At 33.1% G+C, this 23,649-nt stretch carries 29 protein-coding genes and 1 tRNA gene; 24 read left to right on the top strand and 6 right to left on the bottom strand.

The features are described from left to right. Positions 1-211: 211 nt before the first annotated feature. Together GAPWK_RS07030 and GAPWK_RS07025 are read left to right on the top strand one after the other, a co-directional pair. Positions 212-1,033, top strand: a complete 822-nt coding sequence (locus tag GAPWK_RS07030; RefSeq protein WP_025315545.1) for an AraC family transcriptional regulator — start codon at positions 212-214, stop codon at positions 1,031-1,033. A 987-nt stretch (positions 1,034-2,020) separates the two neighbouring features. Beyond that, a complete protein-coding gene (locus GAPWK_RS07025; protein WP_025315544.1) occupies positions 2,021-2,950 on the top strand; it encodes a hypothetical protein in 930 nt (309 codons plus the stop codon). Between the two features lie 638 nt (positions 2,951-3,588). Here GAPWK_RS07025 and GAPWK_RS07020 read toward each other — a convergent pair. Continuing rightward, positions 3,589-4,590 (bottom strand): phage integrase, encoded by a 1,002-nt coding sequence (locus GAPWK_RS07020; RefSeq protein WP_025315543.1) that lies wholly within the window; start codon positions 4,588-4,590, stop codon positions 3,589-3,591. 24 nt (positions 4,591-4,614) lie between these two features. After that, positions 4,615-4,971 (bottom strand): helix-turn-helix domain-containing protein, encoded by a 357-nt coding sequence (locus tag GAPWK_RS14230; RefSeq protein WP_025315542.1) that lies wholly within the window; start codon positions 4,969-4,971, stop codon positions 4,615-4,617. A gap of 142 nt (positions 4,972-5,113) precedes the next feature. On the opposite strand from GAPWK_RS14230, the gene GAPWK_RS07010 reads away from it, so the two are divergent. From GAPWK_RS07010 to GAPWK_RS15570, 19 genes are all read left to right on the top strand, one after another. Beyond that, positions 5,114-5,353: a MerR family transcriptional regulator gene (locus tag GAPWK_RS07010; RefSeq protein WP_025315541.1), complete on the top strand. Its 240-nt coding sequence runs from the start codon at positions 5,114-5,116 to the stop codon at positions 5,351-5,353. A 1-nt stretch (position 5,354) separates the two neighbouring features. After that, positions 5,355-5,504, top strand: coding sequence for a hypothetical protein (locus tag GAPWK_RS14885; RefSeq protein ID WP_158413586.1), 150 nt, complete (start codon positions 5,355-5,357; stop codon positions 5,502-5,504). An 81-nt stretch (positions 5,505-5,585) separates the two neighbouring features. Next, the gene (locus GAPWK_RS07005) at positions 5,586-5,891 is read left to right on the top strand and encodes a hypothetical protein (RefSeq protein ID WP_025315540.1); all 306 of its coding nucleotides are present in this window, start codon (positions 5,586-5,588) and stop codon (positions 5,889-5,891) included. Between the two features lie 18 nt (positions 5,892-5,909). Next, on the top strand, positions 5,910-6,125 hold the full coding sequence (locus GAPWK_RS07000; RefSeq protein WP_025315539.1) for a DUF2732 family protein: 216 nt from the start codon (positions 5,910-5,912) through the stop codon (positions 6,123-6,125). Next, complete coding sequence (locus tag GAPWK_RS06995) at positions 6,125-6,331, top strand: TraR/DksA family transcriptional regulator (RefSeq protein WP_025315538.1); 207 nt, start codon at positions 6,125-6,127, stop codon at positions 6,329-6,331. The genes GAPWK_RS07000 and GAPWK_RS06995 overlap by 1 nt, the downstream gene beginning before the upstream one ends. Before the next feature lie 16 nt (positions 6,332-6,347). Then, complete coding sequence (locus GAPWK_RS06990; protein ID WP_025315537.1) at positions 6,348-8,501, top strand: replication endonuclease; 2,154 nt, start codon at positions 6,348-6,350, stop codon at positions 8,499-8,501. A 219-nt stretch (positions 8,502-8,720) separates the two neighbouring features. Continuing rightward, positions 8,721-8,903: a hypothetical protein gene (locus GAPWK_RS06985; RefSeq protein WP_025315536.1), complete on the top strand. Its 183-nt coding sequence runs from the start codon at positions 8,721-8,723 to the stop codon at positions 8,901-8,903. 488 nt (positions 8,904-9,391) lie between these two features. Beyond that, complete coding sequence (locus GAPWK_RS06980) at positions 9,392-9,832, top strand: D-Ala-D-Ala carboxypeptidase family metallohydrolase (protein ID WP_025315535.1); 441 nt, start codon at positions 9,392-9,394, stop codon at positions 9,830-9,832. Continuing rightward, positions 9,829-10,176 carry a hypothetical protein gene (locus GAPWK_RS06975; protein WP_025315534.1) on the top strand — a complete coding sequence of 116 codons (348 nt, stop codon included), beginning with the start codon at positions 9,829-9,831 and terminating at the stop codon, positions 10,174-10,176. Before GAPWK_RS06980 ends, GAPWK_RS06975 begins: the two co-directional genes overlap by 4 nt. After that, on the top strand, positions 10,073-10,315 hold the full coding sequence (gene lysC / locus GAPWK_RS15670; RefSeq protein WP_425319716.1) for an Rz1-like lysis system protein LysC: 243 nt from the start codon (positions 10,073-10,075) through the stop codon (positions 10,313-10,315). Before GAPWK_RS06975 ends, lysC begins: the two co-directional genes overlap by 104 nt. A 266-nt stretch (positions 10,316-10,581) precedes the next feature. Continuing rightward, the gene (locus GAPWK_RS06970; RefSeq protein ID WP_025315533.1) at positions 10,582-10,785 is read left to right on the top strand and encodes a tail protein X; all 204 of its coding nucleotides are present in this window, start codon (positions 10,582-10,584) and stop codon (positions 10,783-10,785) included. Between the two features lie 4 nt (positions 10,786-10,789). Further along, positions 10,790-11,164 (top strand): putative holin, encoded by a 375-nt coding sequence (locus GAPWK_RS06965; protein ID WP_025315532.1) that lies wholly within the window; start codon positions 10,790-10,792, stop codon positions 11,162-11,164. After that, complete coding sequence (locus GAPWK_RS06960) at positions 11,164-11,451, top strand: phage holin family protein (protein WP_025315531.1); 288 nt, start codon at positions 11,164-11,166, stop codon at positions 11,449-11,451. The genes GAPWK_RS06965 and GAPWK_RS06960 overlap by 1 nt, the downstream gene beginning before the upstream one ends. Positions 11,452-11,940: 489 nt before the next feature. Continuing rightward, on the top strand, positions 11,941-12,150 hold the full coding sequence (locus GAPWK_RS06955) for a hypothetical protein (RefSeq protein ID WP_025315530.1): 210 nt from the start codon (positions 11,941-11,943) through the stop codon (positions 12,148-12,150). A gap of 22 nt (positions 12,151-12,172) precedes the next feature. Next, positions 12,173-13,612 (top strand): phage tail protein, encoded by a 1,440-nt coding sequence (locus tag GAPWK_RS06950; protein ID WP_025315529.1) that lies wholly within the window; start codon positions 12,173-12,175, stop codon positions 13,610-13,612. Between the two features lie 14 nt (positions 13,613-13,626). Next, positions 13,627-14,232, top strand: a complete 606-nt coding sequence (locus GAPWK_RS06945) for a tail fiber assembly protein (RefSeq protein WP_038517322.1) — start codon at positions 13,627-13,629, stop codon at positions 14,230-14,232. A gap of 457 nt (positions 14,233-14,689) precedes the next feature. Further along, a complete protein-coding gene (locus GAPWK_RS15580; RefSeq protein ID WP_025315527.1) occupies positions 14,690-16,099 on the top strand; it encodes a phage tail protein in 1,410 nt (469 codons plus the stop codon). Between the two features lie 128 nt (positions 16,100-16,227). Next, positions 16,228-16,719 carry a tail fiber assembly protein gene (locus GAPWK_RS15575; protein ID WP_080692531.1) on the top strand — a complete coding sequence of 164 codons (492 nt, stop codon included), beginning with the start codon at positions 16,228-16,230 and terminating at the stop codon, positions 16,717-16,719. A 457-nt stretch (positions 16,720-17,176) separates the two neighbouring features. Continuing rightward, a complete protein-coding gene (locus tag GAPWK_RS15570; RefSeq protein ID WP_025315526.1) occupies positions 17,177-18,607 on the top strand; it encodes a phage tail protein in 1,431 nt (476 codons plus the stop codon). Positions 18,608-18,694: 87 nt separating this feature from the next. Here GAPWK_RS15570 and GAPWK_RS06930 read toward each other — a convergent pair whose 3' ends face one another. Further along, positions 18,695-19,639 (bottom strand): IS3 family transposase, encoded by a 945-nt coding sequence (locus GAPWK_RS06930; RefSeq protein WP_148296399.1) that lies wholly within the window; start codon positions 19,637-19,639, stop codon positions 18,695-18,697. Next, positions 19,537-20,043: a helix-turn-helix domain-containing protein gene (locus GAPWK_RS06925; protein ID WP_025315404.1), complete on the bottom strand. Its 507-nt coding sequence runs from the start codon at positions 20,041-20,043 to the stop codon at positions 19,537-19,539. The genes GAPWK_RS06930 and GAPWK_RS06925 overlap by 103 nt, the downstream gene beginning before the upstream one ends. Before the next feature lie 21 nt (positions 20,044-20,064). On the opposite strand from GAPWK_RS06925, the gene GAPWK_RS06920 reads away from it, so the two are divergent. Continuing rightward, a complete protein-coding gene (locus tag GAPWK_RS06920) occupies positions 20,065-20,658 on the top strand; it encodes a tail fiber assembly protein (protein ID WP_025315525.1) in 594 nt (197 codons plus the stop codon). A 629-nt stretch (positions 20,659-21,287) separates the two neighbouring features. Next, positions 21,288-21,506, top strand: coding sequence for an ogr/Delta-like zinc finger family protein (locus GAPWK_RS15330; protein ID WP_080692454.1), 219 nt, complete (start codon positions 21,288-21,290; stop codon positions 21,504-21,506). A 211-nt stretch (positions 21,507-21,717) separates the two neighbouring features. Here the strand turns inward: GAPWK_RS15330 and GAPWK_RS06915 are convergent. Then, positions 21,718-21,794 (bottom strand) — tRNA-Ile (locus GAPWK_RS06915). Positions 21,795-22,006: 212 nt separating this feature from the next. Here GAPWK_RS06915 and GAPWK_RS06910 point away from each other — a divergent pair. Further along, the gene (locus GAPWK_RS06910; RefSeq protein WP_025315524.1) at positions 22,007-22,366 is read left to right on the top strand and encodes a DUF4156 domain-containing protein; all 360 of its coding nucleotides are present in this window, start codon (positions 22,007-22,009) and stop codon (positions 22,364-22,366) included. 62 nt (positions 22,367-22,428) lie between these two features. On the opposite strand, the gene serC is transcribed toward GAPWK_RS06910, so the two are convergent. Beyond that, positions 22,429-23,514, bottom strand: a complete 1,086-nt coding sequence (serC, locus tag GAPWK_RS06905) for a 3-phosphoserine/phosphohydroxythreonine transaminase (protein WP_025315523.1) — start codon at positions 23,512-23,514, stop codon at positions 22,429-22,431. Positions 23,515-23,649: the final 135 nt, after the last annotated feature.

Here is a 23,649-nt window from a genome sequence, read left to right as displayed (position 1 = left end):
TTTCCTTCTCAAAAACAATTTATTAAGTAATTAATAAATTTTAAAATTACCAATTAATTTGTATAAAAAACTATTATTTTACTCATTTACAACTTATTTATTTATTGCTAACTTGTTATCTTCAATTTAACTAAGAGGCCTTTAGGATAGCCAGTAGAATAGCGTTTTACTAGCCAATTTAAGCCACAAAATATTACTTAGAGGCATATAAATGAATATCTCACTCATCTCTCCAGAGGTTGCTTCTTCTGATAACGAACCGATGATTATATCGGCAGCACTCAAATCTTCATCTGCGAAAGTAACAGAACTCCATCATCATTCTAGAGGGCAACTAGCTGGTACATTACAAGGTTTGATGTCAATTGAAGTGGAAAGCTATCAATGGATAGTACCCGCAACTCATGGTATATGGATACCTCCAGATACAAAGCATTCTCTTCTCAGATCGCATGGACCATTTCATGGATGGAGTATCTATATACAAAAAAGCGTATGTAATAATCTACCGATTAAACCCTGCATTCTAGAATTATCGAGTTTATTGCGCGAAGCAATTACCCGAAGCATGACATGGCATAATACAGAACTGCAACCCGAGCATAAGCGATTAATGGCAGTAATTCTCGATGAGATTAGTATAATCCCTCAAGTTAAGATAGCACTTCCAATGCCAAAAGATATTCGTTTGTTAAAAATTGCTTTAGCTTTGTCTGATAATCCTAGTGATGATAGAAACATTAATGAATGGAGCGTTTGGGCTGGAATTTCTCGACGCTCATTAACTCGTCGATTTACCAATGAAACTGGATTTAATTTCACTGAATGGCGACAGAAACTGCGTATGTTAAAAGCTTTAGAATTGCTTGTTGCGGGCAAGCCTATTACAGAAGTTTCCTTAAATTTAGGTTATGATAATATAAGTAGGTTTATTGCTATTTTCCGTCAAAATTTCGGGGTAACACCAGGATACTATCAAAAAGCGATGAGAAATAACCACCCTTGGCGAAACTTTACCAACACTATAATTTAAAATAATAATCATATTAACGATAAATTAATAAAAATAAAACTTTTCCAAGTCTTATAACTTAATTAACAATAAAAATAGCTTTAAGTAAATATAACATTTCTAGATAAATAGAATTTTTTTAATAGAAATAAAAAACTTCTTCTTTTTAGTAAATTTAAGATGAATTATATGCCATTTAAACAATTTGACGCCTAAACTTAACTCTAATCCTTACGCTACCGGAATTACCGAGATTTGAGAAAAATCTGCTAAATCCCAATTTAGCGGCGGAAAATCAATTTATCATCAAAGATGGCATTATTGAGCCTTCCTCAGTTGACAATTCAGGATTCCAATACCATTTCACATTAACGATAAATCCACCAAGTTATTTCTACACTTTTAACGATTTAATCGCCCACATAATCAATTGAATGCAGAACAATCAACCAGCTGCATTGATTCGCTCCCAGAACAACCAATAAGCAATTAGGTTTAATGTTAACTTTATCACTGACAACCAATGTGATTTAACCATTGAATAAAGATTATCGGAACGAATCAAACCAACACAAAAACAAGAAAAAAACGAATTTAACTTATTAACTGACCGAATAATATTACAGGAACCATTAGAAAAGTATGGCTATTAAAAACTATAACTTTGCATAGTCAATAAAATGCTGACATTAACATTAATTCTTTAAATATATTAGCAATATATGTTGATTTTAGTGGCTTAAAAACTTCCTTTCCTTAAATTTTTTTATAATACAAATCCAATTTACTTCTATTAATATAGAATGTGCACAAAAAAATCACTTTTCAAACCTATCGAAATTGTGTATCTTGCGTAAAAAAAATTAATGCCAGAATAAATATTTTTTACATTGAAGATGATAAAAACAATACCGCATTATTTTTATTTACTAATAACAATAATTGACCAAATTATATAAATAATAATTATTACTTAATTTTATTGATTAAATTAAACTAGGAAAGATGATGAAAAACTTAAAAGTGATAGGACTTGTATTAATAGCCGGATTAGGTTTGGCTGGATGTGAAAAAAAAAATCAAGAGTATTATTTAAAAAATATTGATTCTGCTAAAGAAAAATTAAAAGAATGCCGTAATGATTTAGATAAAGCTTTTAGCCAAAAAGATGAAAAATTATTCGAAAAAATAAAAAATGATACCGAATGCCAAGCTGCAGAAAATGCTATTAAAGAAGATCGAATACTACAAGCTAAATTAGAAAAAGAACGTAAAGAAGCAGAGGAAAAACAAGCTTTAGAAACAGAAATGGCAGCCATTAGAGACCAAATAGCAGGCAAATCATGGCAAAAGTCAATCAATGAATATATGAAAGTTGAAGAGTGTAATAAATTTTACACAACATCTTCACCTAAATGTAAAGCTTGGAAAATTGTTTATGATGAAAAAGTGGACGAAGGTAAAAAAGAATTAAAACAACTACCATACGAAGATATTAAAGAGCAAATGATTTCTATATGTAAATTAGATCAACGTCAAGGTTCAAATTGTGCCGTTGCTCAATCGGCTTTAGAGGAAAAAGCCACTGAAGATCTGGCTAACGATGATATCCAAACAATTGAATCCAAAAAACCACTTTATTGTGCTGAAGATACCTACACTTTAAACGCCTGTAGAAAAAGTTGGGAAAAAGCTTTTGATAGAGAAAGTGATAAACATGTAAAACTCTTTACTGACAATGATGATGAATTTATTACAACATTTAACTCATGTGTCGATAAAATGGAAGCCATTGAAAAACAAAATTTAAAATGGGACGAACAAAATTCTTTAGAACGTAAAATAAAAGAAACCTATCCTTGTTATCAAGCGAAAGAAGCTTACATTAAAAGAGGAATGGGTTATTCCGTCAATTTTAAAAATAAAATTGAAAAATAATTGAAATTATAGATGCACATTTTAGGATGTAGTGCTTGTCAGTTAAACTCATGATAAGTAAATTTGATTATAAGACCGAGACAGATAACAACTCGGTCTTTTTTACAAAATGACGATAATAATTAAATCGTCATACTTTTGATCCTGTCAGTTTTATTAATAAATATAGCCCAATCTCATCTTGTACAGTGTATTTTTTATCTTTTGGTTTAGCCGCTTTAATTTAAATATTACATAAAAGAACAGTTTTTCTGACCATAGTTATATCATGTTAGTTATACGGATTTTAGTTATATTACCGCCGTATAACTGAATATTTTAAATCTTAGTGAATTTCGTTGATGTTGTATGAAGTAGAAAACTATATCAATCTTTGCAAATAAAGATTTATTAGGCTAGGCGAGGTTTCTTGATTTTCGTTATGGTGCCACAACTTAACTTGAACCAGTGACCAATCGATTATGAGTTCTTTAAAGCTGTATTTAAAATCAATAAGTTATTTATAAATCAATTGGTTAATTATGCATATAAAAACATATTAAGCACTATAAAATCATTTTCGATCGCCAATTTACCGCCATTTTTTATTTAATTTAGTTTATTCTTATTGAAATAATAATTTGTAAATTTCTCTTTATTTAATCATGTTCTAACGGATTTAATCTCACCGCATCCTCAAAATGATCGGGGGCAAAATGGGCGTAGCGCATGGTCATTTTAATATCGGTATGGCCTAAGATTTTTTGCAGGACTAATATATTACCACCATTCATCATAAAGTGGCTTGCAAAAGTGTGGCGTAATACATGTGTTAATTGTCGATCGGGCAGCTCAATACCGGTTCTATCTAATGCTGAGCGAAATGCCGAATAACAAGAAGTAAAAAGCTGGCCATTTTTATTGGGAATTTGTTGAAATAACTCATCACTAATTGGAATTGTGCGATTACGTTTACCTTTAGTATTAATGTAGGTGATTTTTCCGTCTTTAACCTGAGCGCCTTTTAAGCTTTCAGCTTCACTCCATCTGGCGCCAGTTGCTAAACAAATTTTAACAATAATGGTCAAATCGGTTGCGCTACTTTGTTGACAAGAATGGAGTAAAGATTGAATTTGCTCTTTGGATAAATAAGCCATCTCTTGTTCATCGGTTTTAAACGAACGAACAAGTTCTAAAGGATTTTTATGTTGCCACTCCCCTAATCGAATTAACTCGTTAAACATCGCTTTAAAGTAGGTTAATTCAAGGTTCATTGTTCTAGGAGCAACAGTTTTAATGCGATCAGTTCGATATATTTCACCATCAATCCGCTTTTGACGATAAGTAGTAAATTGTTTCGCAGTGAAATTTGTTGCTAATGGATTGTCCATACAATCACTGGCAAAAAGCATTGCTTTTAATCGAGTTTGACCATCTTTTAAGGTTTGACCATGCAACGAATACCAGCTTTGAATTAATTCAGATAAACGGCGCTTATCAATTTTTTCATTAATCCATGGTTTTTGATTTGCTTGTTCTTCAAGATAATTTTCATATGCTAATGCCTCCCCTTTGGTAGCAAAGTTCTTACGGATCCGACGACCACCAGGGAGATATTTTTCAAATAACCATTTTCCATTAGGTTGTTTCCTTACTGACATAAGTTCAATTTATCCTTTACTAATCTAAATTAATTGTCCTTTTAATTCACTGAACTCTTGTTCGGTAATGGCTCCTTTATCTCTTAGGTTCGCCAACCGTTCAAGTTTAACTAAAGTTTCATCGGAAATAACCGTTTCTTTAGATTGTTCAACTGGTTTAAATTGTCCTTCACCTGTCGCTAACCATTGTAATGATGCACCAGTTTCATCCATACATTTGACAACAAGATCTGAGGGAAAGAGATCTCGTCGATAACGAATTGATAAACTTGCTGCCGATGTCCCTAAATAATTGCTGTATTCAACTTTGGATTTAAATCCATAAGCCTCAATGATTCGGTCCAATACTTTGGCACCACCAGAATTAAAATTAATGCTCATCTTTAATTAATCCTAGGTTAATTTTAGAATAAAAATACGATTGACATTAAGCTTAGCTTAATGATAAATTATATTTAGTTTAATTTTACATATAAATACACATAATTACATATAAACATATTTATGTTAGGAATAATGCACTATGATGACAACAATTTCAATCACTATTTCTGCGCCTTACGTCACTGTTGATGAATTTGCTCGAGTTTCGGGCATGAATCCTCGTACTGTTAAAAAATATGTACATGAAGGATTGCTCCCAACGCGAAAAAAAAGAATTACAGGCAAGCATGACCGCTCAACAACGTTAATTAATATGACCGCCCTTACACTTGAAGGGGCGAAAGCATTTAATCCAGAATTAAATTTAATGGAGCAATAATATGAGTCGGGCTATCTATCTAAGTCAAAAATCGACTACCCAACCTTTAGTTATTTTTATTCAAACCAATAAACATAATCCAAATGGTTGGATTGAAAAAAGTAATGGTAAAACCATTAAATTAAAGCAAGTTAAACATCGCCAAAACTAACTCAAACCATTTGATAAAGCCTTTGCCTTTTTCGAAAGACATGGCTCTTTTTTGATTCAAACTACTATATAAGGAAGAGCGATGAATAATATTGAACAATCTCGTCAACTTGAACATATAAGACGTCTATATCAATTAATTCATGGACATCGCAGCTTAGTACGTAGCAATTTTAATCGATTAAAACCAGGACAAAAAAGACTTTTATTAGCAGCTGCGGGCATAACACAATTAAATACAAGATTGCCATATTCTGAAAGTAATATGAGTTTTGATCTCCTTAACGATAATGAAATAGATAATTTAGAGATAGGACTTCGCCGTTTAAAAGCCATCGTGGATGTTTTTGCACATTGTGAAGCACAAGATTTTACCAAACATAATTAATAATATGAGGAAAAACATATGAACTCAAACAATATTACCCAATCTAAACTACAGAATATATCGGGAAAGATTAAACAAGAAACCGAACAACGACTTTGTGATCTTTATATAAATCGCTTAATGCAAATAAGCGATCATATTTTAGATCAGAATTTAACCGCTAACGAAGTAAATGAACTCCTTTATCAAGAGGCAGAAAAAATTCGTCATCAAAGCTATGAGAATAATGCCTAATGAAAGATATTATAGACCAAGCAAATGATTTGGCACAGCTTGAACTCGATAATCTACTTGCTAATCGCCAAACCTTTATCGGCGAATCAGTAATAGATTGTATCGAATGTGGCGAACCAATCCCTGAAAAACGTCGACGATTAATAAAAGGTTGTCACCTTTGTATCGATTGTCAAAGTCTAAAAGAACTGCGTACAAAACGATAACTGCTAACGAGAATTTATGACCAGCCAATCTTTCTCTTTACCTTTTATTCCAGCTAAAAATAAACATTCACTATTATTAACTCTGTGTGATTACTATGAAAATATAGGGCAATATTTACCTAATAAAAAATTAGAAAGAACGCCAATAGCCCAGTTTAATTATGGGAAAAAAATACCACAATCTATCAGCTATAACGAAATTAAATTGTGGCAAGTTGATCAAGAAGACCACTCATTTCGTGCTCAATTTTTTAGTGATTTACCTGATTTTTTAGCTGGTTATTTTGCTGATAAATATATTAATATTTTTCAAGTTGAAGGAAGAAAAGAAGCCAATAGCTTTTTACGCCAAACTTTAGGTGGCAATATTCAGGTAAGAATATCGCAAGTCAAAGCACGTTATCAAGTAGGAACGCCCAGTGCCTTATCGATTAATTTTGCTGATGAATTTGCCCGATTGGTAACATTGAGTACAAAAAAGTTAGAAAAATTAAGTATTGACATAGTCAATTATTTAAATAAACACATACAAACATGTCTTGCAGATCAGTCTTTTTGCTTGACAGCTAATCATATTGAAAACAATAGTTTGGAGAAAAAACTTTATCGTACAGTTTTAAAAGAATTAATTGGTATCAACATTATACCTCCCTATTTTAATGATTTTAAAAATAACAAATTAACCAATGATAATTGTATTAAAGCATTAGCTAAAATAACCAATCATGAATGGTGGCAACGTAAATTAAAAACTCGTCGAGATTTTGAACATGAACATTTTGCAATTGCCGTAGGTCAAGTGCAAAAAAAGGCATCGCCTTATGCTAGCCGTAGCTGCCAAATGCAATGGCAAGAACAAAAACGTCGCAATCAAAAATATCTTGAAAAGATGGCTATAGAAAATCAAGAAACCGGTGAACAATTACCATTAGAGTTACAAGTTTATAAATCGGTAGCTAATCCAGCAATAAGACGTGTAGAGCTTATGACACGCATGCGCGGCTTTGAAGATTTAGCAGATCAACTTGGTTATCAAGGTGCTTTTATAACCTTGACAGCTCCAGCTAAATATCACAGTACTCACGCTAAAGGCGGCTTTGTTGAAAACTGGCAAGGTAACACTCCACGAGAGACACAAGCCTACTTATGCAAAGTTTGGTCACGAATTCGAGCTAAATTAAATCGGGAAAATATTCAATTTTTTGGTTTTCGAGTTGCCGAACCGCATCATGACGGCACACCTCACTGGCATATTTTGATCTTTATGCGACCAGAAGATATTCAAAAAGCTTTTTATAGTATGTGGATATATGCCATGGATGAAGATGGGGATGAAAAAGGTGCAGCCATCAATCGCTTTGAATTTAAAGATATTGATAAACAAAAAGGATCTGCAACTGGCTACATTGCAAAATATATCGCCAAAAATATTGATGGATATGCGCTTGAAAACGAAATTGATACACAAACAGGCGAAAACTTAAAGCTGTCATCTAAAGCAATTACTGCTTGGGCCAGCCGCTGGAAAATCCGCCAATTTCAACAGCTAGGCGGGGCTCCTGTCAGCGTATGGCGAGAACTACGTCGTTTAAAAAATAAAAAAGTAACCAATGATATTATCGATCCAGTATTAGCATCAGCCGATATTGGTGATTGGGCGGCATATACTACTCATCAAGGTGGACCATTAGTCAAACGCAAAGATATTAAAGTTCGCCTTGCTTATGAGGATAAAGTTAATCAGTATGAAGAAATCATCAAAAAAATTAAAGGTGTCTATGCACCAATTCATGGTTTTGCATCTTTTATTTGCACAAGATTAATTAAATGGAAGCTAGTTCCTAAAAATAGCAGTAATGGCGTGAAAACTAATGATAGATTTTTATTGCGGGCGGAACGCACGCCTTGGAGTTCTGTCAATAACTGTACTCATACAGATTATTCAAAACAGCAACGTCAAGATATTAAGCAACAACTGAAAATTATCGGTCTACCAGATAATGATTTAAATGTAAATCAACTCTATTTAAGACGAAGTATCAGACTAAATGCTCATCAGCATCTTATTTTATCTGATTCTCTAAATGGGTTTCATCTAATAGTGAATAATCATTATATTGAACCAAAAAAAAGATCATCTAAAAACTATATTAGTGCCAAATTTTACTAAAGCAAAAAAACATTATTGGTGTTTTTTACTTAGTGAATAGTGTAAGATATTAGGTGAAAAACATAAAAATACTAAATATTTTAACAAGAAAAAAAGATAAACATACTAAATATATTAAAAATTATTGACTACTTTGTTTTAAGTCATTTTAAAATGACTTGATCGAAAAGGTAATTATTATATACTGTATGGATAAACAGCATCTAAGGAGAACTTGAAATGAATGAGTTGGAAAAAATAAAAACAATCGAACGAGCGGAATTGCTTTCACGAATCATTACAGAACATATTCATTTGCGGGAACCAGATAAAGACATAATAATGTTCTGGTTTCGGGATTTACTTGAGCCGTTAAAAGAACAAATGGTCACTAAACATCCAGATAACCCCAATAATTCATAATCATTTTAGGATAGTTGAAAATAGTTCATACCCACTTAACTACAATCATCAACTATCCATTTTCATTTTAATAATAAAAAACTAAAATTTCTGGAAAAGTTTTTTAATATCCTGATAACACAAATTTATTCAATATTTACCAATAATTATTAAAAATAATTCATATTAGCAATGATTATTTATATAAATTAAACCTATTACATAGATTTTTAAATAACCACTAAAACGTCCAAATCTAATCTAATATATTTTAGTCAAAATAAAAGGGTTAATTGTCTAATCAGTTACTACAAACCATTGTCTATTATAATAATTAATTTATTGATTAATAATAACTCCAAAGATTCATTTTTATTAAATTGGCTATTATCAATTAGGTGATTTGAACTTACCAGCGATATAGCTGATCTAATGAGTTTGTCAGGAACCACCTTAATTAAAATTGTGGAAAAAAGATGAGTTATAAATATCAAAGGAGATGAAGATTCATGAAATTAACCGAACACTTCACATTAGAAGAATTTACTCGTTCAACAACAGCAACTCGACTAAAAATAGATAATCATGTGCCAGATGACTTAATGGTAAATATTCATCTGACAGCTAATAAATTAGAATCAGTTAGAGAAGCTTTAACTAATCCAATCATTATTTCATCGGGATACCGCTGCCCTGCTTTAAATAATAAGGTGGGAGGGTCGCAAAACAGCGCTCATACCAAAGGTTTAGCCGTTGATTTCCACTGTGCCTACGGTAATCCAAAACAAATTTGCCAACGATTAATTATGGCTGGCGTTGAATTTGACAAAATTATCCAAGAGTATAATCAATGGGTTCATATTGAATTTAGTCACACAAACCAACGCAAACGTGTTCTTACAGCAGTAAAACAAAACGGCAAAACTATTTATTTACCAGGATTAATATGAACAAAACCAACGTCACTATTGCTTTAGCATTTATGTTATTGTTTTTTATTATTAACGATTTACTGCAAGCTAAACAATTAGCACAAAATGAAACCAGTCAATTGACGCAAAAATTAGGTCAATTACAACAAACGATTATCAAAAATAATCAAACTATCGCTGACAATGAAAAAAATAAACAGTATTTAGAACAGCAATCGCTACAAAATCAGGAACAGATTAATGGTCAACTCAAAGAGAATTATTGCGCTAACCAGCTGGTGCCTCTGCCTATTTCTGGTAGCTTGTACAACCGAGCGAAAAATCTTCGTCAGTCAACCAATACCCGAGAATTTACTCACTAGTTGTCAGCCGAACTTGCCTCCTCAACCAATGACCTTTGGCGATAGTCTTAAATACAACGAACATCTATTGCATGTCATTGAAAAATGTAATGCTGATAAACAAGCTATTCGAGAGATTAATAACTTTGATAGCAACTGATTTTTGTTAATTGATCGACAATACTTTATCGTAATCCTTCAACGTATTGTATTTCAAGTTGCCACAATTTCACTTAATTGCTTAAAAATGATTTAACAACGACCATAATATTAAATAACTATTTATAACAATTAACCCTCGCACCTCGGCGACGTAATGGTTTTAATAGATCGACACCTTTGTTTTCCGCCAAGCTTTATTTGTTGTAACACCAGCAATGTCGCGGTTAAAAAATAAGTCTAAATTAGCTATGGAGTAATTGAAGAATGATTGTCTATACCATACCAAATGAAACTATTGATGCATTAGTCTATCAAGTTTTGGGTAAAACAGTGGGTATTGTAGAAATAGTTTATCAAAACAGCCAAGATCTATATAAATTGCCAGTGATATTACCTATAGGTAAAGAAGTAAATTTACTGGAATCGGTATATGAAAAAAATTTTAATTTTATTAATTTATGGGACTAACCTAATGACAGAGCCCACTAGTCTAACTTTTACCTCAATTATCAGAGCTTTTTCATTATCTATGATTTATCCTAACACTGAAAATGGTGTTATTTTAGGCGCTCTTTGTGGTTCGATTTTATTAGTGATTAGTGAGCAATATATTTCTCCTTTTCGTCGCATCGTCCTATTTTTTATCTCATTTGCTATAGGTTTGCTCTTAGCTGAAATGACACAGTATTTACTCATCCCAATTTTTCCGGCCAATATTCAAACTAAGATACCACCAGGATTAGGTGCATTAGTTGCATCAGCTATTAGCGTTAAATTATTACTATGGCTAATCAAAAAATTCGATGATCCAACTGACCTTTTCAATAACTTTAGGGGTAAAAAATAATGATAACGATACTCAATGCTATTTTTTGTTTAATGATTGCAGTGCGATTATTTACTTTCGATCGCAATAATTGCCGCCACAAAGTTAAATACAGTTGGTTAGCTTGGTTAATGATAGTATCAAGTGCTGCTGTTAGCTTATTTTCATTTTTTAATCTACCTCATCGAGCTAATTTAGCTCAAGTATTGATGAATACATCATTGTTGATCTGTTTATTAAAAAGTAAAGGCAATATAAGCACACTTTGCCGTTCAGAAAAATCGGCTAACAACACCAATTCACAATAATGCAATGAAATGATTGCAATAAATTAAAAGAAGAGTTTATTGCTTTTTTAACTTCTTGCTCTAATAAAGCATTGATACTTTCATTGGCATTTATTTCGTCTGCACTATTATCATTTTTTACTTACAATAAAAGGACTTTCAAAAGAGTTTGAAATTTCATCAGCATCTCTAACCTTCATAAACGACAGTGAATATAAAAAATATTTACTATAAACACTGTTAACAAAAGGCAAAACGTAGTTTTCTTTTTAAAGCATATTTTTAATATTCAATTAACCAAGTGATTTTAAGTTAAAAAATGGTTGGATAGAAAGTTAATAATTAAATTATGCCAATAAACCTAAATCCAACGTGGCTGATTGAAAATTTGTAAAACAAATCTCTACAACCAAGCTTGCTTTATTTCTATCTCATAAAATTTCATCATAGTCATTATGAAAAATTATTATCTCGCCGACTTAGTCGACATTCAAGAGTAACAAAAACAAAGTGATTGAAGTTAGAGAACAAGTTACCGCTAAAACAGGTAAAAAAATTCAACTAGATACCCCATTGGTTAAATGTAGTGAGCATATAACTATAGGAGCATTAACCATTGGAACCAGTAGCAATAAAAGCAATACTTTACTTATCTATCCTGGTATTGCTGAAAAAGTAACAACACAATCTAAACGCCATTTTGGCACAACTATTCATTAATCGATATTATGAGGATAAAACTATGAATCAAACATACTATACAATTTTAACTCAAAAAGGAGCAGCATTGTTAGATAGTGCTACGTCACAGGGCTTTCAACTTAAAATAACTCAAATGGCTGTGGGTGATGGCAACGGTAATATTACTACACCTGATGCAACCCAAACCGAATTAGTTAATGAAGTTAGACGTGCAGCTATCGACAAATTATTCGTCGACAATGAAAACCCTTGTCAAATTATTGCAGAACAAGTTATACCTGAAACGGATGGTGGCTGGTTTATTCAAGAAATTGGCTTATTTGATGATGAAAATAATCTGATCGCCGTAGGTAACTACCCTGCAACTTATAAGCCCAATTGTCTTGAAGACAGTAGTCGAACACAAGTGATTAGAATGGAGTTCATTGTCGATAACACAGAAGCTATTGAGCTGAAAAACGAAACAATCGAAGTGTTTGCTGCGCGGAAATACATTGAACCAAGAGCCGACGCTACTCAAACGACTGCAACTCAAAAATATGTTAATGATACAATTACAGCAAAAATCACTGCTCATGAAAAATCAACCAATCACCCAAATGCCACAACTAGAGCCAAAGGTTTTGTGCAACTGAATTCAGCAATTAATTCTAATCTCGAAACTCAAGCCGCAACGCCATTAGCGGTCAAAAAAGTGTATGATGTGGCAAACGGAGCAGTAAAACGTGCTGGTGACACAATGACAGGTCAATTGACATTATCAAGTAACGGATTGAAAATAAAAAATTCTAACAATGATTCAATGACATTGATGACTTCTGGCGATAGTTATTCACATGCGTTTTATAATGCTAAAACTAAAAGATCGGAAAGCAAATTAGACTACGATTCAACCGAAAACATTTGGCGTTTTCAAAATGTAAAAGATGTAACTATTAACGATAAGTCAGTTCTAAAAGCAGGTGATTATGGAATTGGTGCAAAAGCCGGTGCTCCATTGAGTAATCCAGAAAAACGATTGTTAACCGGTTTCTATGGCACAAGTATCGATAAATTTTCCTCAAATCTCCCAAAGTTCATATATAATAATTGTAGTGCAGCGTTGGCAGTTTATGCTGCGGAGAGCGATTACGGTCCTCACATTGAGCAATTATACGTTCCTGACTATGATTCACCAAAACTTTTTAGCCGTTGTGGATTTTACACTGAAAAAAAGGCTTGGGTTGAGACCGTCACAGAAGCAAATATAGATCGTTTTATAACGCCAGTCGGCGTCCCACTACCGTGGCCTAAATCTAAACCACCTGTAGGATATTTGGAGTGTAATGGAGCTAACATTGATACGGAAAAATACCCGAAACTAGCTTATGCATATTGGGATAACAAATTACCAGATTTACGAAATTGGGATAATTCTAGAAATAAAGATCGCCCTGATGGTAAAGATGTTACATTTATGTATATAGTTAAAGCTGAATAATCAGGAGGATATTGATGAAATACCAATTACAACCTGAATCAGCTGTATTAGATAATAGCGGTTTAACAATTTCAGCTGGTTGGACCGTTATTTATCACGTTGACGCTAAAGGTGAATTTTTACAAGCAACCTATCAATATTTACCAATTGGTGTTGGCTTACCGGCTAATGCTTATTTAGAAGCACCACAAAGCGTTAAAGATAATCAGGCAATCATTCATAATGGTCAACAATGGACTTATCCTAAAGATTTACGTGGCACTAAGATTTACTCAATTGAAACGGGTGGAGAAACTATCCTTCAAGAGGTGGGTGAAATTCCTGATGGTTTTACTGAATTAAAACCAGCCAGTGAATTTGATAGCTGGGATGGGAAAAAATGGCAATTTGATAAAAATAAACAACATCAATATGAAGTCAATCAAGCTTTAACTAAGAAAAATCAATTTCTTGCTGAAGCAGCTTCACAACTCAGTTATCTACAAGATGCTGTTGATTCACAAATTGCTAGTGAGCAAGAAGCACAATTACTCGTTGAATGGAAAAAATATCGAGTGCTAATAAATCGCATTGATATCGAACTAGCGCCAAATATTGAATGGCCAAACCAACCAAAATAAAGTAACTAAAAAGCAAAAACCTTAGTAATTGAAGTGTCCAACTTTATGGGGCACTTCAATTTAACTAAGGTTTTTTATTTACATCTTATATTTATAACGTTTTTTTATCTCAGCTGTTTGTAATAATTTTTCTTACAAATCCATCCATTAACTAACTTTTTTATACTGTGTCATTATCTTTAGCAAGCCATTTTATAAAATGCAAATCTAATGCATTTTATAAGGTATTCGTAATCTAGACATTTAAAATAAACACAATCAGCTCATTCGCTCGCCCTATAGGCGATTTGAATTTAGTTTATAGAGTAAAAATATGAGTCAAAAATTTTATACGTTAATTACCCAACAAGGGCAGTATTACTAGCCAATGCTACCGCTTTAGGTATTCCACTCAAATTAAATACGAAAACCATTTTGGCACAACTATCCATTTAATCGATACTATGAGAATAATACTATGAATCAAGCATACAATACAATTTTAACACAAAAAGGAGTAGCATTGTTAGATAGTGCTACGTCACAGGGCTTTCAACTTAAAATAACTCAAATGGCTGTGGGTGATGGCAACGGTAATATTACTACACCTGATGCAACCCAAACCGAATTAGTTCATGAAGTTAGACGTGCAGCTATCGACAAATTATTTATCGACAATGAAAACCCTTGTCAAATTATTGCAGAACAAGTTATACCTGAAACTGATGGTGGCTGGTTTATTCATGAAATTGGCTTATTTGATGATAAAGATAATCTGATCGCCGTAGGTAACTACCCTGCTACTTATAAGCCCAACTGCCTTGAAGACAGTAGTCGAACACAAATGATTAGAATGGAGATCATTGTCGATAACACAGAAGCTATTGAGCTGAAAAACGAAACAATCGAAGTATTTGCTGCACAGAAATACATTGAGCCAAGAGCCGACGCTACTCAAACGGCTGCAACTCAAAAATATGTTAATGATACAATTACAGCAAAAATCACTGTTCATGAAAAATCAACCAATCACCCAGATGCCACCACTAGTGCCAAAGGTTTTGTGCAACTGAATTCAGCAATTAATTCTAAGCTCGAAACTCAAGCCGCAACACCACGAGCGGTCAAAAAAGTGTATGATAAGACAGTAAAACGTGCTGGTGACACAATGACGGGTCAATTAACATTATCAAATAAAGGATTGAAAATAAACAATGATAACAATGATTCAATGACATTGATGACTTCTGGCGATAGTTATTCACATGCGTTTTATAATGCTAAAACTAAAAGATCGGAAAGCAAATTAGACTACGATTCAACCAAAAACATTTGGCAATTTAATAATGTAAATGATGTAACTATTAACGATAAGTCAGTTCTAAAAGCAGGTGATTATGGGATTGGTTCAGAAATTGGTGCTCGATTGGATGATCCAGAAAAACGCTTGTTAAGCGGTTTCTATGGCATACACACAACTGATCACGAAAGTTTGCCTAATCTAACACCACTTAATAGTCCTGGAACGCTGGCAGTGTATGGTAGTCGAAATAAATACGATGGTTACATTGAGCAATTATACGTTGCTGGATTTAATTCACCAAGACTTTTCAGCCGCTGTAAATACTGGGTTAGTCCTACAACGGCTTGGTATGAGACTGTCACAGAAGCTAATATAGATCGTTTTTTAACAACGCCAGTCGGGGTGCCACTACCGTGGCCAGAATCCTATGCACCAACTGGGTATTTGAATTGTAATGGATCTAAGTTTGATAAAAAAAAATACCCTAAACTAGCTTCTGCATATCCGGTAGGAAAATTACCAAATTTACAAAAGTGGGATGCTAGTAAAGATATTCAATTTATCTATATAGTTAAAGCTGAATAATCAGGAGAATATTGATGAAATACCAATTAGAGCCTGAATCAGCTGTATTAGATAATAGCGGCTTAACAATTTCATCCGGCTAGGTCGTTGTTTATAATGTTGACTCTAAAGGTGAATTTTTACAAGCAATCTATCAATATTTACCAATTGGTGTTGGCTTACCTGCTAATGCTTATTTAGAAGCACCACAAAGCGTTAAAGATAATCAGGCAATCATTCATAATGGTCAACAATGGACTTATCCTAAAGATTTACGTGGCACTAAGATTTACTCAATTGAAACGGGTGGAGAAACTATCCTTCAAGAGGTCGGTGAAATTCCTGATGGTTTTACTGAATTAAAACCAGCCAGTGAATTTGATAGCTGGGATGGGAAAAAATGGCAATTTGATAAAAATAAACAACATCAATATGAAGTCAATCAAGCTTTAACTAAGAAAAATCAATTTTTTGCTGAGGTAGCTTCACAACTCAGTTATCTACAAGATGCTGTTGATTCACAAATTGCTAGTGAGCAAGAAGCACAATTACTCGTTGAATGGAAAAAATATCGAGTGCTAATAAATCGCATTGATATCGAACTAGCGCCAAATATTGAATGGCCAAACCAACCAAAATAAAGTAACTAAAAAGCAAAAACCTTAGTAATTGAAGTGTCCAACTTTATGGGGCACTTCAATTTAACTAAGGTTTTTTATTTACATCTTATATTTATAACGTTTTTTTATCTCAGCTGTTTGTAATAATTTTTCTTACAAATCCATCCATTAACTAACTTTTTTATACTGTGTCATTATCTTTAGCAAGCCATTTTATAAAATGCAAATCTAATGCATTTTATAAGGTATTCGTAATCTAGACATTTAAAATAAACACAATCAGCTCATTCGCTCGCCCTATAGGCGATTTGAATTTAGTTTATAGAGTAAAAATATGAGTCAAAAATTTTATACGTTAATTACCCAACAAGGGCAGTATTACTAGCCAATGCTACCGCTTTAGGTATTCCACTCAAATTAAATACGAAAACCATTTTGGCACAACTATCCATTTAATCGATACTATGAGAATAATACTATGAATCAAGCATACAATACAATTTTAACACAAAAAGGAGTAGCATTGTTAGATAGTGCTACGTCACAGGGCTTTCAACTTAAAATAACTCAAATGGCTGTGGGTGATGGCAACGGTAATATTACTACACCTGATGCAACTCAAACCGAATTAGTTCATGAAGTTAGACGTGCAGCTATCGACAAATTATTTATCGACAGTGAAAACCCTTGTCAAATTATTGCAGAACAAGTTATACCTGAAACGGATGGTGGCTGGTTTATTCAAGAAATTGGCTTATTTGATGATGAAAATAATCTGATCGCCGTAGGTAACTACCCTGCTACTTATAAGCCCAACTTCATTGAAGACAGTAGCCGAACACAAGTGATTAGAATGGAGTTCATTGTCGATAACACAGAAGCTATTGAGCTGAAAAACGAAACAATCGAAGTGTTTGCTGCGCGGAAATACATTGAACCAAGAGCCGACGCTACTCAAACGACTGCAACTCAAAAATATGTTAATGATACAATTACAGCAAAAATCACTGCTCATGAAAAATCAACCAATCACCCAGATGCCACCACTAGTGCCAAAGGTTTTGTGCAACTGAATTCAGCAATTAATTCTAAGCTCGAAACTCAAGCCGCAACACCACGAGCGGTCAAAAAAGTGTATGATAAGGCAGTAAAACGTGCTGGTGACACAATGACGGGTCAATTAACATTATCAAGTAAAGGATTGAAAATAAACAATGATAACAATGATTCAATGACATTGATGACTTCAAGCGATAGATATTCACATGTGTTTTATAATGCTAAAACTAACAGATCGGAAAGAAAATTAGACTACGATTCAACCGAAAACATTTGGCAATTTAAAAATGTAAAAGATGTAACTATTAACGATAAATCAGTTCTAAAAGCAGGTGATTATGGGATTGGTGAAAATTTCGGTGCTCCATTGAGTGATCCAGAAAAACCATTGTTAACCGGTTTCTATGGTATATACACACCTGATTACGAAAGTACGTCTAAAATAACACCAAGTGGTGGTCCTGGAACGCTGGCAGCGTATCGTAGTAGCTATCATTTCAGTCCTTACATTGAGCAATTATACGTTGTTGGGTATTATAAACCAAAACTATTCAGTCGTTGTAAATACTGGACTCGTCCTCCAACGGATTGGTATGAGACTGTCACAGAAGCTAATATAGATCGTTTTGTAATGCCAGTTGGCGCACCAATACTGTGGCCTAGATCCTTTGCCCCAGAAGGCTATTTAAAGTGCAACGGAGCTAGTTTTGATACAAAAAAATATCCGAAACTAAGTTATGCGTATTATGATGGAAAATTACCAGATTTACGAAACTGGGATAACTCTAGAAATAAAGATCGTCCTGATAGTGAAGATATTTCATTTATCTATATAGTAAAAGCAGAATAATTAGGATAAAAATAATGAAATATCAAATACAACCAAAATCAGCAGTATTAGATAATTGAAGTGACCCCATAAAGTTGGACACTTTTATTAAGCGGCTTGTAAGGCCTGATTTCGATATTCAACCGGAGTCAGGCCTTTTAATTTGGCTTTAATCCGTTTGGTGTTGTAGTATTCTATATATTCTTCTATTTTTTCAATCAATTCATCTGCATCTTGAAAGCATTGTCCATGATACATTTCTGATTTTAATAGACCAAAAAAGTTTTCAGCTACCGCATTATCTAAACAATTTCCTTTTCTGGACATACTTTGTTTGATGCCATTATTAGCTAGTAGCTTCTGATAATGGCAATTTCTATATTGCCAGCCTTGGTCACTATGTAGTAACGGTTTTTCATACTGTTTTAATCGTGATATCCCTTTTTGAAGCATATCTGTCACCAACGTTAAACGTGCATTTTTAGCCACTTTATAAGCGATTACTTCTTGATTATACAAATCGATAATGGGGGATAGGTAAATTTTCTGTTCATTTACCTTAAATTCTGTGACATCCGTTACCCATTTTTCATTCGGTCTCGATGATTTAAAATCTCTTTTAAGATAATTAGCTGCTGTTTTACCTGTCTCTCCACGATAAGAACGATATTTTTTAGGTCTTACTGTCGATTTGAGATTAAGCTGACCCATTAATCGTTGTACCGTTTTATGATTGAGCTTAATTCCTTCATTTATCAACGCTAAATGAATTCGCCGATAACCATAGCGCCCTTTATGTTCATGGTAAATCGATTCTATACGTTTTAACTCATTTTCATAAGCAGACGGAGTTTTCAACCTATTAACATGATAATAAAAAACACTTTTTGCCAGTTTTGTTGCTGATAGCAAATGTTTTAAGGAATACTGATATTTAAGAGCTAAAACAACTAACGTTTTTTCTTTGTTTGTTGACGTTTTGCTTGCTTCAGCTCTTCCAACTTTTTTAGAACAGCATTTTCTGCTCGTAGATAAGCAATTTCCTCTTTTAATGCTTCAATTGTTTTTTCATCATCACAGTGAGTGGGTTCAATACGGGGTTTCTTCATACATGGTCTTCCTCTGGAATGATATTCAAGCCCTCGGAAACCTTTTTTATGATATCTATCAAGCCAAACAAATAGAAGCCCGGGGGAACTTAAATTAAGCATAGCACTAGTGTGCCCGAGAGACCAATCATTTGTCCACATTAATTTTAGTGCTTGTAATCTTGCTTCGGCATGACGTAAATGAGGTGTTGGTTGAAAGGCGCTATCACCATGAATTGCAACCACTTGGGACCAATATCGAATCTGACGAGAAGATATCGCATATTTTTTTGAAAGAATTTCCGATGATTCTCCTGATAAGAATTCATTAGCTATGATAATTTTTAAATCTCGACTATATTTTGACATAAAAAGACCCCCTGTAATTGGTTGTCCAACTATTGGGGGTCACTTCATAATAGCGGTTTAACAATTTCAGCTGGTTGGGCTGTTATTTATCTCGTTGACGCTAAAGGTGAATTTTTACAAGCAACCTATCAATATTTACCAATTGGTGTTGGTTTACCGGCTAATGCTTATTTAGAAGCACCACAAAGCGTTAAAGATAATCAGGCAATCATTCATGATGGTCAACAATGGACTTATCCTAAAGATTTACGTGGCACTAAGATTTACTCAATTGAAACAGGTGCAGAAACTATCCTTCAAGAGGTGGGTGAAATTCCTGATGGTTTTACTGAATTAAAACCAGCCAGTGAATTTGATAGTTGGGATGGGAAAAAATGGCAATTTGATAAAAATAAACAACATCAATATGAAGTCAATCAAGCTTTAACTAAGAAAAATCAAATTCTTGCTGAAGCAGCTTCACAACTCAGTTATCTACAAGATGCGATTGATTCACAAATTGCTAGTGAGCAAGAAGCACAATTACTCGTTGAATGGAAAAAATATCGAGTGCTAATAAATCGCATTGATATCGAACTAGCGCCAAATATTGAATGGCCAAACCAACCAAAGTAAAGTAACTAAAAAGCAAAAACCTTAGTAATTTTTTACAAATCCATTAACTAACTTAGTTGAATTATTTAACTATTTTTAGCTAGATAATGAGAATTCTAACTAAAAAATAAATTTACCCATAAGAGTGGCTAAACTAGAAATTACGATTGATTAGTCAACTAACAACCTAAATATCATTACAAATAATAAACATAAGGTTATAGTGAAAGCAAACATAAAAAATAATTTAACATCACTAAAGTTGCTCATTCTGGTGCATCAGATATCATAGCTATTAGAGGAACTGTTGTCGATATATTCTAAGAATTAATAGATACTCAACAAGAACAAATGTATAACAATATTACTATTGATAGTTTAGTATCGACTATTACTAAAAGAAATAATTTCTATCATTGCTCTAAAGAATTCGGTTTTATACGCATATCCCACATTCACCAAACGAAAAAATCAAATAGAGCCTTTGTTACTCAAATAATTGATAGTAAATCAAACTACAGCTTAACCAAAAATTACAGTCATTTAATAAAAAACAATACAAAATTAAATAAAATTAAAATAGAAAAATGCTGAATTTAAGTTTAAATTAATATAAAATTAATCTACACTTAATAAAAGAGGTTCACTACATGAAATGTCCACATTGCCGGAATAAAACATTTATAAGATCGAGTGAAGAAATTAGTAACTTAACCCGCAAACAGTATTACCAATGTTCCAACATATTTTGCGGACATACTTTCACTGCAATGCAATCAATATCTGAAACTATTGTACCAAGCGCAATCCCAGATCCAAAAGTTAACATACCAATATCACCATACAGCCGTCACGCCAAAAAAGCCTAAAACATTACCAGGTTGAATCACAAACCAACCTGGTCCCCTATACCTAGTACAACTATTAACAGTTTATTTTTACAATCTACTATCTCTATTTTGCAAGATAAAAAGATTAAATTAAAAAAATATCAATCGCCATTTTATCGCCACAGTCAAAATCACATGATAAATTAAACGTTATAAAAAAGAATAGTCAATTGAATTTAAAGAATTTTGATGGTGGCCCCTACTGGACTTGAACCAGTGACCAATCGATTATGAGTCGACTGCTCTGACCAACTGAGCTAAGGGGCCATTTAGATGTGCTACTGACTTAGTAGGATTGCGATTATAATAGAGTTAGAGGAAATTTGCTATAGTTAAATTATTAAAATAAGTTGGTTTGCTTGTTTATTAAACTGTATTTTATTGGATTTTATTCAATTATAAGATCTTATATTATTTGTTTAATTATCCTGATACAATAATAAGAGCTATTTTTATGCTTCATTGGTTGAGGGAATATTATGTCTTTAAAAAAATTATTAATTATTAGTACAACCATTTCAACAGCATTATTTTTAAATGCCTGTAGTGGTTCTAACTATCAACCTACGGCTGGTGGTAGTCAAGTTCAGTTTATTGACACTAAGCCTGCCGATAACTGTCAATTTTTAGGAAAAGCAGAAGGTCGTCGTGGTACTTTCTTTTCTGGTTTGAAGACACACAGTGAGCTTATTCGCGATGCGGCATCAGAACTTAGGAATAATGCTGCTGCAATGGGTGGCAACGTAATTTATAATGCACAAGATACTTCACAACAATATATTTCTGATATTGCACCTACGGATGCGGTAATGGTTGGCGAAGTTTATAGTTGTAAATAAGTTTTTTAATAAAAAAGGGAGATCCTATTCTCTCCCTTGTTTGAAATAGATTTAAACTTTATTTAACCATTTTGTTTTTCAAAATGTTTCATAAAATTAATTAAGTAATTTATTCCTTCAATATCCATAGCATTGTAGATCGATGCCCGCATACCGCCTGCAATTCTGTGACCTTTAATACCAATGATGTTTGCTTTGGTTGCTTCGCTAACAAATTTTTTATCGAGTTCTTCATTTGGCGATAAAAAAGTAACATTCATTATCGATCTGTTAGCTGTAGCAATAGTATTTCGATAAAAATCAGATTGATCGATAAATTGATAGAGCAATTGCGCTTTAGCTTCATTACGCTCTTGCATTGCGTTCAAACCACCAAGACTTTTAATCCATTTAAAAACTAATCCTGACATATACCAAGCAAACGTTGGAGGAGTGTTAAACATAGAATCATGATCTTGCAAAATTTTGTAATTTAAAACCGATGGTAAGATATTTTGTGCATAACCAATAAGATCCTCACGAACAATAACAATTGTAATACCCGATGGACCAATATTTTTTTGTGCTCCAGCATAGATTATGCCATATTTACTTACTTCAATTGGTTGCGACAATATGCAAGATGAAAAATCAGCAACGACTGTTTTATCACCAAAATTTGGTTCTTCAAATATTTCAATTCCGTCGATAGTTTCATTTGGGCAATAGTGAACATAAGCAGAATCATCGCTTAATTCCCATTCAGACATAGGTTTAACAGAGGTTAAACCGTTTTCCTTTATAACAATATTTTGTTCCTTTATTTGACAGTATTTGCTTGCTTCTTTGGCGGCACATTGGCTCCAGTAACCGCTATTTATATAATCGGCGGTAGTGTTATTACCTAGGATATTTAATGGTACAGCGGCAAATTGTGCACGAGCACCTCCTTGGCAAAACAAAATTTTATAATTTTGTGGTACGTTTAGTATCTCACGTAGATCATTAGTTGCTTCAATAGCACATGCATCAAAATCTTTGCCTCTATGGCTTAATTCCATCACAGAAGCATCGGTATTATGCCAATTTAAAAGTTCATTTTGTACTTGCTTTAATACATCACTTGGTAATTTAGCTGGGCCAGCACTAAAGTTATAACTTTTACTCATTATAATTCACTTCAATCCATTAAAAAAAGAATTCTATTTTTACACTCTCTTAAAAGATATACAATCATATTATTTGTAAAAATATTTGTTTAATAGCTAGATTTGCATAAATATGCCGACTGGTTGTCGGCAGGA

The sequence above is a fragment of the Gilliamella apicola genome, from assembly GCF_000599985.1.
In the GTDB taxonomy this organism is placed as follows: Bacteria; Pseudomonadota; Gammaproteobacteria; order Enterobacterales; family Orbaceae; genus Gilliamella; species Gilliamella apicola.
This window is presented reverse-complemented; position numbering and strand designations above follow the sequence as displayed.